Source organism: Zobellia laminariae (assembly GCF_030553095.1).
Lineage (GTDB): Bacteria > Bacteroidota > Bacteroidia > Flavobacteriales > Flavobacteriaceae > Zobellia > Zobellia laminariae.
The window spans coordinates 574,509-589,319 of the sequence record NZ_CP130738.1; the positions used below are offsets into that span (position 1 = coordinate 574,509).

At 40.0% G+C, this 14,811-nt stretch carries 6 protein-coding genes; all 6 read right to left on the reverse strand.

All coding sequences use genetic code 11. The features are described 5' to 3' along the window. Positions 1-103: 103 nt before the first annotated feature. Genes Q5W13_RS02925 through Q5W13_RS02945 form a run of 6 tightly spaced genes read right to left on the reverse strand, consistent with a single transcriptional unit; the run spans position 104 to position 14,389 of the window. Positions 104-1,054, reverse strand: coding sequence for a PorP/SprF family type IX secretion system membrane protein (locus tag Q5W13_RS02925; RefSeq protein WP_446053332.1), 951 nt, complete (start codon positions 1,052-1,054; stop codon positions 104-106). An 8-nt stretch (positions 1,055-1,062) separates the two neighbouring features. Continuing rightward, entirely contained in the window at positions 1,063-2,703 is a 1,641-nt protein-coding gene (locus tag Q5W13_RS02930) for an Ig-like domain-containing protein (RefSeq protein WP_368662409.1), read from the reverse strand. Positions 2,704-2,716: 13 nt separating this feature from the next. Continuing rightward, complete coding sequence (locus Q5W13_RS24545) at positions 2,717-3,052, reverse strand: hypothetical protein (protein ID WP_368662410.1); 336 nt, start codon at positions 3,050-3,052, stop codon at positions 2,717-2,719. A gap of 60 nt (positions 3,053-3,112) precedes the next feature. Beyond that, entirely contained in the window at positions 3,113-7,180 is a 4,068-nt protein-coding gene (locus Q5W13_RS02935; protein WP_304445330.1) for a beta strand repeat-containing protein, read from the reverse strand. Then, positions 7,084-8,538: a hypothetical protein gene (locus tag Q5W13_RS02940; RefSeq protein WP_304445331.1), complete on the reverse strand. Its 1,455-nt coding sequence runs from the start codon at positions 8,536-8,538 to the stop codon at positions 7,084-7,086. The genes Q5W13_RS02935 and Q5W13_RS02940 overlap by 97 nt, the downstream gene beginning before the upstream one ends. A 43-nt stretch (positions 8,539-8,581) precedes the next feature. Continuing rightward, entirely contained in the window at positions 8,582-14,389 is a 5,808-nt protein-coding gene (locus Q5W13_RS02945; protein ID WP_304445332.1) for a beta strand repeat-containing protein, read from the reverse strand. Positions 14,390-14,811 lie beyond the last annotated feature (422 nt).

Sequence of the window (14,811 nt, forward strand, 5' to 3'; positions counted from 1 at the left end):
ATTCAGAATTTTATTGCAGTCGACAAAATGTGCAGAAAAGCCAGTTATCGAACCTGATAAAATAGTGTAGAATTTTAAAATCTATTCTTACTAAAGAAGTATTTTAAAAGAAACGAGGCGATTTTAAGTTGCCTTTTGTGCTGATGAAATCATATCGTAAAATGGCCTCAAAAGAACCTGAATTAAAGACCGCTTTACCAAGCTCTGTAACTTCACGATCGTAAGCAAGACCAATCAAGAACTTCTTAGATATATTGAAACCAACCATACCACTAAGCGCTGCATCCCAGCGGTAAGCTGCTCCAAGAATAAACTTTTCACTAAACATAAAGTTCGCAGAGATATCTACTTGTAAAGGTGCACCTGTAACCAATTTGGTCAACAAGGTCGGTTTAAATTTTGTGTTATCATTCAAATCCCAAACATATCCTGTAATAAGGTAAAAATTCATTTGTTCTTGTGCAGTAGTTGGGTCAGAGCCTTCTTGAAAATGAAGGGTCTGTAAAATTCGAGGTACAGAAAGACCGGCGTAAAACTTTTTAGTATGATAATAGACCCCTGCACCAAAATTGGGCGAAAACTTATTTTCTATATCATTCTGTAAGCTGTTATCCGAAGTAAATTGATTCAGTTCTGAAAAACGAACATCTAGTAAATGAGCACTTCCCTTTAAACCAAAACTTAATCTACCTTCCGAAGACGTATAAACGGTATAGGAGAAATCTATATCTATGTAGGTTTCAGAAGTAGGTCCAATTTTATCATTTACAATAGACGCACCCAAACCTACACCTCTATATCCTATAGGCGAATGTATATTAAACGTCTGCGTTGTAGGTGCTCCATCAAGACCTACCCATTGCGAACGGTGCAAAAGGGCCGTACTTATATGTCCTCTTGAACCTGCGTAGGCGGGATTTACACTTACAGTATTGTACATATACTGCGTGTACTGGGAATCTTGTTGAGCTATGGCGTTTTGAATGGTTGCCATAAATAATAGGGCAAGCACTACACCAAGTTTACGAGCGGTTTTTCTGAGATTTGGGATCATCTTTACTGCTATCTGTTAATATATATGTATCCTGAAAGTGATTGTTGTTCACCTTTAGCATCTTTGTAATCTAAAATATAGAAGTATGTACCTACCGGTAGTTTTCTATCGGCATCAACGGTTACTCTACCTTGAGAGGTTCCGTCAAATACATTTCCTTCGGTATTATAGGCCTGCGTAGTGTAGACCAAAACACCCCATCTATTATAGATTTTAATTGAATTATCTGGGTATTTCTCTAAACCTTTAATCGTAAGCACATCATGCGCTCCATCATTATTAGGCGTAACCACATTAAATACTTCAATAGGATCTTCTTCTGCATTAGGCTCTAAATATTCAGGTATACCATTGCCGTCTGTATCATCATTGGCGTAATTACCATCAATATTTATATCCTCATCTTTACTCTGGATACCATCATCATCATCATCCGTATCTCTATAATCAGATTCTCCGTCACCATCTGTGTTCGGTAAATCATTATAAGGATCGTTTATTTCATCATTAACATCAAGATCAATCGTGGTTTCTCCTTCATAACCGTCATCAAGACCATCACGATCTTTATCAGAACCAATTAATACAACGTCTGGAATACCATCTCTGTTGTGATCATGTGCTTCTATTCTATCAGGAATGTTATCATTGTCACTATCTTCGTCTACATAATCCGGTAAATCATCACCATCTGTATCTTCTGGGATAATGCCCAATAATCCATTATTTTCATACGCATCATCAACACCGTTACCATTAACATCTACTCCACTTGGAGCTACATAATCAATAGTACTCTGCGCTTCTACATTATCAGGAATACCATCATCATCACTATCTATATCTAGATAATCTGGTACACCGTCATTATCCGTATCCGTTGGATTGGTTGCGGGGTCATTATCGGCATCTAAATTCAAGTCTTCAAAACTATCCAAGATTCCATCATCATCCATATCTAGGTCAATAGCATCACTAACCAAAATAGTTACCGTAGCTGTATCACAATTGCCTGCTGTATCGCAAACGGTGTACGTAAATGAATCCGTACCATCAAAATTTTCGTTAGGTGTATAGGTCACTAAATCATCAGACGGGTCATTAGGAGTTCCTCCATCATCTAACGTCAACGTTCCATTAGATGGATTCGTTGTTGTTAAGGTTCCTAGAGATGGAAGATCATTATCATTTGCAAGAATATCCAAGACAACCGGTGTGTCTTCTGCAGTTGCTACACTATCATCTATAGTATCTAAGATTGGTAGCACATCTACTGTAACAGTAGCGGTACTACAGTCTCCAAAAATATTACAAATCGTATAATTGAATGTATCCGTACCATTATAATTTGGGTCAGGAATATAGGTTACAATATCGTCCGTAGGGTCGTTAGGTGTTCCGTTATTATCAATATTTACCGAACCATTTGCTGGGTCGGTAGTCGTAAGATTACCTTCGGTAGGTACTTCACTATCATTAGCATAAATATCTACAATTACAGAACTGTCCTCTTCTACTGTTACAAAATCGTCAACAAGAATAGCAGATTCGTCAATACAGACTACGGTAAAACTGGGTAAACTTTTGTTATTTCCTGCCTTGGTAATGGTTGCTATATAGCGCTCTACATTTTGTGTTGCAATTACCATTGGTGCACTTTGATCACCTTAGCAAAGGCGGATTCCAACTAACGGTAGCTCCTGCCGAAAGGTTATCTGTATTATCACTAATATCTAACGTTACCTCGTTATATGGGGAATTACAATTGGTAACTATAAAATAGCTGGTTGCATTCTTACCGCATAAAGTACCGTCATAGGTTGCAAAATAAATTCCTTGATCGGCTACTTCCAAGAAAGGGTCCGTACTTAAAATAGTACTTGTATCCTGCGCTTCGTACCAACGAAAATTGGTTCTGGTCTCTTCTGCCGTATCATCCGGAGCTCTCAATAGGTACTGAGCGTTGGATACCGCAAGCCCCAGTATAGTAAACACCATACTGAGAACAAGTTTTTTATATGTAGATTTTGCTTTCAAATCGATTGGTTATCGTTTAGATTATTTTACTACAAAAACTACATTAATCAATGAGTTGTAACTAGCCGGCTGACCAATAACGTCATACGTCATTACACCCGCAGCATTTACATTTACATTAGCAAACACAGCCGTATCATAAAACGTTACATAATAATACAACTCCGTATTAGCATAGGTTGGAATAGCTGCTGGTGCAGAAACACTAGCTACCATAGGCGAACCATATTGAGCAACATATTGAGCGTGTAAGTCTATAGTTCTTCCAGTACCATTTGTTGAAGCGTCTACTTCTATAGAAGGTGGATAGAAAATCTTAGAAGCTTTTAATGAATTCACTTCAACAAGGTCACCATCAGCCTCAACTCCAAGTAATGAAGTTGGTGTACCCGTTATAGCGTTTGATCCGTAATCAGAAAAACGTACAGTACCTCCTTCTACATCTAATCTGGCATCTGGTGAACTGGTACCAATACCTACTTCATCGGAAGAAGCATCTGTAAATAGTAAAAATGTTTCAGTGTCTCCTTCAACTCTCATATCACTATTTGCTCCCCTTTCATTTACAACCAAACCATCATACATTCTTACATTTCCATTAAAAAATGTTCCTAAGACATAGTCGTTACTCCAATTAATACGCAAATAATTATCGTCAGTTGCCCTCAAAGTATTCTTACCGTTCATATATAGGTAATCGTTTATTTCAACATTACCCTCTACATCTAAAGCTCTATTATTTGTTATAGTAGTTGTACCAATACCCACATTTCCTTCCGTAAAGATATTGTCGGTTATGGCGTCTGGAGCAGATGTACCACCTACTTCATACCAGTCATGATCAGCTAATCCACTTAAATCAACACTATTTCCTGAAGTTGCAGGATTAGTTAATGTAAGAGTTGAGCCGGTTAATTCTAAATCCTGTAATTCGTTCGTTGCATCAGAATCAGCATCCCTAATATCTATTGTTGTATTTGTACCATCATTAATTTGTACTTCAACCGATTGATTTGGTACAACAACAGCACTAGTAAGATTTTGATCATCTCTAAAATCGGTAAGGTCTACCGTTGTATTAGCACCTGTACCATTATCTAAAGTGATAATATTTCCGGCAAGACTTATTTGCTGATTATCTGTGTTTGCTAAGCTTGATAAATTTACTGTTTGACTGCTACCGTCTTCAATACCAATCGTTAGTGTAGTTCCTGACAAACCAGAACCTTGTATACTTTGGTTATCTGCCAAAGCAGCCAAGCTTACCGTATCAGAACTACCATCTTCAATACCAACCGTTAAAGTATTTCCAGAAAAAGTTAAATTCCGAATACTTTGGTTATCCGTACCTGAATTATCTAAGTGTGATAAGTTTACAGTTTGACTGCTACCATCCTCAATACCTACAGTAAGCACATTAGAACTTGTATTTATTGCTAAATTCTCTATGTTTTGATTATCACTACTTGCAGGAAAGTTTACTGATAAATTATAGTCGTCATTTGTCTCTGTTAAGGTCACAGAACCATCTGTTGATGTTAGTGTCTGGATTTCATTAGTAATGTCTCCATCCACTTCCGTACCTGTAACAACATAAGGACTTGCTGTTGTACCTGAACCAGTAACCGCGTTTATTCCTGCTCCGTTTACTATTGTTTCTGAACCATCGGCAGCAGCTACGGAAAGATCAAAATCGTCTCCAGTTCTTACTACATCTACAGAACCATCTGCTGAGGCTACTGTCTGTATTTCATTCGTGTCATTATTTGCATAAGGACTCAAATCGATTGCCGTAGCGGTGGGGTCATCGCTTAAATTAAGGTTATCACCAGTTAAGCTCAAATCCTGAAATTCATTCGTTGCATCGTTATCGTTGTTCGCAGGAATGGTTATTGACAAATCAAAATCGTCTCCCGTTCTTACTACGTCTACAGAACCATCTGCTGAGGCTACTGTCTGAATTTCATTTGTATCATTGTTCGCATAAGGACTCAAATCGATTGCCGTAGCGGTAGGGTCATCGCTTAAAGTAAGGTTATCACCAGTTAAGCTCAAATCCTGAAATTCATTGGTTGCATCGTTATCGTTGTTCGCAGGAATGGTTATCGATAAATCAAAATCGTCTCCCGTTCTCACGACATCTACAGAACCATCTGCTGATGCTACTGTTTGGATTTCATTCGTAATGTCTCCATCCACTTCCGTTCCGGTAACTACATAAGGACTTGCAGTTGTACCTGAACCGGTAACCGCATTGATACCTGCTCCGTTAACTACCGTTTCTGAACCATCGGCGGAAGGAAGGGTAATTGTATTACCACCTGTTATACTTAATTGATCTCCTGCTATTCCTAAATCTTGGATTTCATTCGTAATATCGTTATCGTTGTTCGCAGGAATTGTTATTGACAAATCAAAATCGTCTCCAGTTCTTACTACATCCACAGAACCATCTGCCGAGGCTACTGTCTGGATTTCATTCGTGTCATTGTTCGCATAAGGACTCAAATCGATTGCAGTTGCGGTAGGATCATCACTTAAAGTAAGGTTGTCACCTGTTAAGCTTAAATCCTGAAATTCATTCGTTGCATCGTTATCGTTGTTCGTAGGAATCGTTATCGATAAATCAAAATCGTCTCCCGTTCTCACAACATCTACAGAACCATCTGATGATGCTACTGTCTGAATTTCGTTTGTAATGTCTCCATCCACTTCCGTTCCAGTAACAACATAAGGACTTGCGGTTGTACCTGAACCAGTTACCGCGTTGATACCTGCTCCGTTTACGATTGTCTCCGAACCATCGGCAGTTGGGATAGTAACTGTGTTGCCACCCGTTATGCTCAACTGATCTCCAGCTATTCCTAAATCTTGGATTTCATTGGTTGCATCGTTATCATTGTTCGTAGGAATCGTTATCGACAAATCGAAATCGTCTCCCGTTCTTACTACGTCTACAGAACCGTCAGCTGAGGCTACTGTCTGTATTTCGTTTGTAATGTCTCCATCCACTTCCGTTCCAGTTACAACATATGGACTGGCGGTTGTTCCTGAACCGGTAACAGAGTTGATACCTGCTCCGTTTACTATTGTCTCCGAACCATCGGCAGTTGGGATAGTAACCGTGTTACCACCCGTTATGCTCAACTGATCTCCAGCTATTCCTAAATCTTGGATTTCATTGGTTGCATCGTTATCATTGTTCGTAGGAATCGTTATCGATAAATCAAAATCGTCTCCTGTTCTTACTACGTCTATAGAACCATCCGCTGATGCCACTGTCTGGATTTCATTCGTGATATCTCCATCCACTTCCGTTCCGGTTACAACATATGGACTGGTGGTTGTACCTGAACCAGTTACCGTATTGATACCTGCTCCGTTTACGATTGTCTCCGAACCATCGGCTGTTGGGATAGTAACTGTGTTACCACCCGTTATGCTCAACTGATCTCCAACTATTCCTAAATCTTGGATTTCATTGGTTGCATCGGCATCCGCATCGTCAACATTATCAACACTACTAATTTGATAAGGACTGCCCGTTGAACCGTCTCCGGTTACCGTAACATTTGCATTTCCTGATTCAACTTTTGTTTCTGTTCCGTCCGCAGTTGGGATAGTAACCGTGTTACCTCCTGTTATGCTCAACTGATCTCCAACTATTCCTAAATCTTGGATTTCGTTAGTTGCATCGGCATCGGCATCGTCAACATTATCAACACTACTGATCTGATAAGGACTAGTCGTAGAACCGTCCCCTGTTACTGTGATATTTGCATTTCCTGATTCAACTTTGGTTTCCGTACCATCGGCAGCAGCTACAGAAAGATTGTAATCATCGCCTGTTTGTGTCAAGGTTACAGAACCATCTGTTGAGGTAATTGTTTGTATTTCGTTGTTTGGATCTGGATCCGCATCAGGACTAGCATTTCCACCTACTTGTCGCCATGTACTACCATCGTAGACATATAGTTGTCCCGTTAAAGTATCTACATAAGTTTCTCCACTATTAGTACCTGTAGTTCCTGTTGCGGCAGGCGTACCCGCATCAACAAAGGTAAGTTCGTTAGTAATATCTCCATCCACTTCCGTTCCGGTAACAAATATGGACTGGCGGTTGTACCTGAACCGGTTACCGTATTGATACCTGCTCCGTTAACTACCGTTTCTGAACCATCGGCAGAAGGAAGCGTAATTGTATTACCGCCTGTTATACTTAATTGATCTCCTGCTATTCCTAAATCTTGGATTTCATTGGTTGCATCGTTATCGTTGTTCGCAGGAATTGTTATCGACAAATCAAAATCATCTCCTGTTCTTACTACATCTACAGAACCATCTGATGATGCCACTGTCTGGATTTCATTGGTTGCATCGTTATCGTTGTTCGCAGGAACCGTTATCGACAAATCAAAATCGTCTCCCGTTCTCACAACATCCACAGAACCATCTGCTGATGCCACTGTCTGGATTTCATTCGTGTCATTATTCGCATAAGGACTCAAATCGATTGCCGTAGCGGTAGGATCATCACTTAAAGTAAGGTTGTCACCTGTTAAGCTTAAATCCTGGAATTCATTGGTTGCATCGTTATCGTTGTTCGCAGGAATCGTTATCGACAAATCAAAATCGTCTCCCGTTCTCACAACATCCACAGAACCATCTGCCGAGGCTACTGTCTGGATTTCGTTCGTGTCATTGTTCGCATAAGGACTCAAATCGATTGCCGTAGCGGTAGGGTCATCACTTAAAGTAAGGTTGTCACCTGTTAAGCTTAAATCCTGAAATTCATTGGTTGCATCGTTATCGTTATTCGTAGGAATCGTTATCGACAAATCAAAATCATCTCCTGTTCTTACTACGTCTACAGAACCATCCGCTGATGCCACTGTCTGGATTTCATTGGTGTCATTGTTCGCATAAGGACTCAAATCGATTGCAGTTGCAGTAGGGTCATCGCTTAAAGTAAGGTTGTCACCTGTTAAGCTCAAATCCTGAAATTCATTGGTTGCATCGTTATCGTTATTCGCAGGAATGGTTATCGATAAATCAAAATCGTCTCCCGTTCTTACTACATCCACTGAACCATCGGCTGATGCCACTGTCTGGATTTCGTTCGTGACATCTCCATCCACTTCAGTTCCGGTAACTACATAAGGACTTCCTGTTGTACCTGAACCAGTTACCGTGTTTATACCTGCTCCGTTTACGATTGTCTCCGAACCATCGGCAGTTGGGATAGTAACCGTGTTACCTCCTGTTATGCTCAACTGATCTCCTGCTATTCCTAAATCTTGAATTTCATTGGTTACATCGTTATCGTTATTGGCAGGAATGGTTATCGATAAATCAAAATCGTCTCCCGTTCTCACAACATCCACAGAACCATCTGCTGAGGCTACTGTCTGTATTTCATTCGTATCATTATTCGCATAAGGACTCAAATCGATTGCAGTTGCGGTAGGGTCATCACTTAAAGTAAGGTTGTCACCTGTTAAGCTTAAATCCTAATTCATTGGTTGCATCGTTATCGTTGTTCGTAGGAATCGTTATCGATAAATCAAAATCGTCTCCCGTTCTTACTACATCTACAGAACCATCCGCTGATGCCACTGTCTGGATTTCGTTGTTTGGATCTGGATCCGCATCAGGACTAGCATTTCCACCTACTTGTTGCCATGTACTACCATCGTAGACATATAGTTGTCCCGTTAAAGTATCTACATAAGTTTCTCCACTATTAGTACCTGTAGTTCCTGTTGCGGCAGGCGTACCCGCATCAACAAAGGTAAGTTCGTTAGTAATATCTCCATCCACTTCTGTTCCGGTAACTACATAAGGACTTGCTGTTGTTCCTGAACCGGTAACAGCGTTGATACCTGCTCCGTTTACTACCGTTTCTGAACCATCCGCAGAAGGAAGCGTAATTGTATTACCACCTGTTATACTTAATTGATCTCCTGCTATTCCTAAATCTTGGATTTCATTGGTTGCATCGTTATCGTTATTCGTAGGAATCGTTATCGACAAATCAAAATCATCTCCTGTTCTTACTACATCCACAGAACCATCCGCTGATGCCACTGTCTGGATTTCATTGGTTGCATCGTTATCGTTGTTCGCAGGAATCGTTATCGATAAATCGAAATCGTCTCCCGTTCTTACTACGTCTACAGAACCATCGGCTGATGCCACTGTCTGGATTTCATTCGTGTCATTGTTCGCATAAGGACTCAAATCGATTGCAGTTGCGGTAGGGTCATCGCTTAAAGTAAGGTTGTCACCTGTTAAGCTCAAATCCTGAAATTCATTGGTTGCATCGTTATCGTTATTGGCAGGAATCGTTATCGATAAATCAAAATCGTCTCCCGTTCTTACTACGTCTACAGAACCATCCGCTGATGCCACTGTCTGGATTTCGTTCGTGTCATTGTTCGCATAAGGACTCAAATCGATTGTAGTTGCGGTAGGGTCATCGCTTAAAGTAAGGTTATCACCTGTCAAGCTTAAATCCTGAAACTCATTGGTTGCATCGTTATCGTTATTCGCAGGAATAGTTATCGATAAATCAAAATCGTCTCCCGTTCTTACTACATCCACAGAACCATCTGCTGAGGCTACTGTCTGGATTTCATTATTTGGATTACCATCTAAATCTGGTGATGCATTTCCACCTACAGCATTCCATGTAGTACCGTCGTAAACATATAATTGTCCAGCAACCTCATCTACATAAGTAACCCCACTATTACTTGGTGTTACAGTTGGAGAACCATTACCTAATAAGGTAAGTTCGTTAGTTACATCTGAATCAGCATCACGGATATCAATATCAAAGTTACTTCCTCGTTCCAAAGCAACATTGACCAATTCATTTGGAGATGTAACCGTACTACTTATTTGTTGGTTATCACTAGCATTGGCGGCTAAATCTTCTAATGCTTCTTGAACTGTAGTTTCGTTTACGGTATCTCCGTCAACATCAAAAGGGGCATCCAAAAGAACTTCCGTTGCATTTTGCTCATCTAAATCTACACTACTGATTTGATAAGGACTAGCGATAGAACCATCTCCTGTTACCGTAACATTTGCATTTCCTGATTCAACTTTTGTTTCTGTACCATCTACAACAGCTACAGAAAGATCATAATCATTACCTGAAGGTGTTAATGTTACTGAACCATCTGTTGATGTTAAGGTCTGTATTTCGTTTGATGCGTTTGCATCTGCATCATCTACATTTAAGCTAATTGCATTTCCTTCAGATATACTAATATTACCAGGATTACCATCCGTACTTAACGTTTGGTCATCACTGGCATTAGCAGCTAAATCTTCCAATGCTTCTTGAACTGTAGTTTCGTTTACTGTATCTCCGTCTACATCAAAAGGAGTGTTCAAAGCTACTTCCGTGGCATCTTGAATCTCATTTGTGGCATCGGCATCGGCATCTTGAATGTTTATTGTTGTAGAACCACCGCGTTCTAAATCGATATCTACCGTTTCGTTTGGCGTTCCAACCGCACTGCTTACTTGTTGGTTATCGCTTGCGTTCGCAGCTAAATCTTCTAATGCTTCTTGAACTGTAGTTTCGTTTACCGTATCTCCATCAACATCAAAAGGAGTGTTCAAAGCTACTTCCGTAGCATCTTGAATCTCATTGGTTGCATCGGCATCGGCATCTTGAATGTTTATTGTTGTAGAACCACCTCGTTCTAAATCGATAGCTACCGTTTCGTTTGGCGTTCCAACCGCACTGCTTACTTGTTGGTTATCGCTTGCGTTCGCAGCTAAATCTTCTAATGCTTCTTGAACTGTAGTTTCGTTTACTGTATCTCCATCAACATCAAAAGGAGCATCTAATGGAACTTCCGTTGCATTTTGCTCATCTAAATCTACACTACTGATTTGATAAGGAGTGGCCGTAGACCCATCTCCTGTTACCGTAACATTTGCATTTCCTGATTCAACTTTGGTTTCCGTACCGTCTACAACAGCTACAGATAAATCATAGTCGTTTCCTGATGGCGTTAATGTTACCGATCCATCTGTAGAAGTAAGTGTCTGTAATTCATTATTTGGGTCTGGATCAGCATCTGGTGCTGCACTACCTCCGACTTGCTGCCAAGTTGTTCCGTCAAAAACATATAATTGCCCTGCAACATCATCAACATAAGTAACACCTGAATTTGAAGGTATTACTACTGGTGCGCCACTATCAATTAAAGTAAGTTCGTTCGTTTCATCTTCGTCAGGATCGGTAGAAGTAACCGTATAGTTTCCGTTTCCGTCATCAGCTACCGAAATGGCACCTGTTCCAGCAATTACCGTTTCTACAAGAGATGATAAGTCAACGCTCGTTGAACTTCCTCTTTCTATATCTATTTGAAGTTGATTTGTTCCACTTAAAGTTGCACCGGTCAAATTCTGATTATCGCTAGCGTTGGCTGCCAAATCAATAATAGCTTCTTCCACTGTTGTTTCATCTACGCTATCACCATCAACATCCAAAGGAGTTGTTAAGTTGACTTCCGTTGCTTCTTGATCATCAGTACCATCAAAACTCGTTGGCGTTCCATTCTCTGATGTATAGGTATAGTTTACACTATCAGCTGTGGACAATGTTGTAATCGTCTCATCTATTTCTGTAAACGTTCCATCGGCTTGTGTTACCGTGGCAATTAGATTACCGGCAACGACATCTGTTATAGCGATGCCGTTCGTGTTGATATCTACATCCGTTCCATCTCCATTGGTGAATCGGTACAGACCGCCACCTAGATCAGTGATATCTGATTTAGCTACGGTTACACTGTTTCCGGCTTCATCTACTAAAGTGATGTTACCATCATTATTATCTTCTATTCGTACGATGCTCTCTTGAATGGAAACCGTTGTTCCATCTTCCTTTTCGTAAACACCTATTTCATTACCACTGGTTGAAGTACCGGTGATATTTGTTATGGTTTCATCTATTTCCGTAAACGTTCCATCGGCTTGTGTTACCGTGGCAATTAGATTACCGGCAACGACATCTGTAATAGCGATGCCGTTCGTGTTGATATCTACATCCGTTCCATCTCCATTGGTGAATCGGTACAGCCCCCCACCTAAATCAGTAATATCAGATTTGGCTACCGTTACACTATTTCCAGCTTCATCTACTAAAGTGATGTTACCATCATTATTATCCTCTATTCGTACGATGCTCTCTTGGATGGAAACCGTTGTTCCGTCTTCCTTTTCGTAAACACCTATTTCATTTCCACTAGTTGAAGTACCGCTGATATTTGTTATGGTTTCGTCTATTTCCGTAAACGTTCCATCGGCTTGTGTTACCGTGGCAATTAGATTACCGGCAACGACATCTGTAATAGCGATGCCGTTCGTGTTGATATCTACATCCGTTCCATCTCCATTTGTAAACCTATAAACACCGCCACCTAAATCAGTAATGTCAGATTTGGCTACGGTTACACTGTTTCCGGCTTCATCTACTAAAGTGATGTTACCATCATTATTATCCTCTATTCGTACGATGCTCTCTTGGATGGAAACCGTTGTTCCGTCTTCCTTTTCGTAAACACCTATTTCATTTCCACTAGTTGAAGTACCGCTGATATTTGTTATGGTTTCGTCTATTTCCGTAAACGTTCCATCGGCTTGTGTTACCGTGGCAATTAGATTACCGGCAACGACATCTGTAATAGCGATGCCGTTCGTGTTGATATCTACATCCGTTCCATCTCCATTTGTAAACCTATAAACACCGCCACCTAAATCAGTAATGTCAGATTTGGCTACGGTTACACTGTTTCCGGCTTCATCTACTAAAGTGATGTTACCATCATTATTATCCTCTATTCGTACGATGCTCTCTTGGATGGAAACCGTTGTTCCGTCTTCCTTTTCGTAAACACCTATTTCATTTCCACTAGTTGAAGTACCGCTGATATTTGTTATGGTTTCGTCTATTTCCGTAAACGTTCCATCGGCTTGTGTTACCGTGGCAATTAGATTACCGGCAACGACATCTGTAATAGCGATGCCGTTCGTGTTGATATCTACATCCGTTCCATCTCCATTTGTAAACCTATAAACACCGCCACCTAAATCAGTAATGTCAGATTTGGCTACCGTTACACTATTTCCGGCTTCATCTACTAAAGTGATGTTACCATCATTATTATCTTCTATTCGTACAATGCTCTCTTGAATGGAAACAGTAGTTCCGTCTTCCTTTTCGTAAACACCTATTTCATTTCCACTAGTTGAAGTACCGGTAATATTTGTTATGGTTTCGTCTATTTCCGTAAACGTTCCATCGGCTTGTGTTACCGTGGCAATTAGATTACCGGCAACGACATCTGTAATAGCGATGCCGTTCGTGTTGATATCTACATCCGTTCCATCTCCATTTGTAAACCTATAAACACCGCCACCTAAATCAGTAATGTCAGATTTGGCTACGGTTACACTGTTTCCGGCTTCATCTACTAAAGTGATGTTACCATCATTATTATCTTCTATTCGTACAATGCTCTCTTGAATGGAAACAGTAGTTCCATCTTCCTTTTCGTAAACACCTATTTCATTTCCACTAGTTGAAGTACCGGTAATATTCGTAATTGTTTCATTGATGTCCGTGGTAGAACCATCTGCCTCATTAACCGTTGCAATACGATTACCTAATATGACATTATCTATGGTCATTCCATTGGTATCAATTGTCACATCTGTACCATCACCGTTTGTAAACTGGTATACACCACCACCTAAATCTGTTATATCTGATTTAGCTACGGTTACTGTTGCTCCTGATTCATTGGTTAGCGTAATGTTGCCATCACCAGCATCACTGATAGTAGTAATTGTTTCATTGATCGTAACTAAATCACCGTTTTCATTTTCATAAACACCAATAGCATTTCCTAATGCAGCCGTTCCCGTTAAGGTAGTAATGGTCTCTACCGGTAGGATAACTGTTGCTGTACCTCCATTTTCAAGTGTAAGAGAAAGTTCTCCACTTACATTATCAAAAGTGAAGTTTTGAAGTTGCTGATCATCGGAAGAGGTCAACTCCCAAGAATCACCATCCCAGAAATAAATTGTACCTGTATCGGTATTGACATAAATATCACCAATATCTGCTCCTGCAGGGGTAGGTAACCCTGGAGCGGTAACATCTGTACCGCTTAACACCTCGCAATTACATTGGTCTTCTAAATTGACCGTAGTCTGTGCAAATGTTAATCCGGAGATTAGGAAAACTAAGAGTGTAATTATTCTTTTCATGACCATTACTTTACTTAAAATCATATTGTTCAAAATTTCTTCATAGCCACTTGAACAATCGTTACAAGTAGCGAACTATTTTAAACTAAAATCAAAGCTGAAATCTTACCCGGGACATTGTACTTTTTATGTACATTCTTGGTATGGTGAAGAGGAGGTTGGTACTTCCTAAATGCCATTTGGTTTTGAAAAAAAACCTATGTCAAAATTTGGTTAAGTTATTCAGTTTTTGGGTTGTGTAGAATCAATTCAATTGAATATGATCCAATTACACTTTACAAAATTAACCTTAGTGTTAGCAACAGAAAATAATTGTTGTATAAGTGTTAATTACTATTGTATAGGTAGAGAAAGCTGAGGTCTTGGTTTATTTTTTTCTTATGTCAATCGTCGATAAGTTCAATAATACGACTGACTTACGA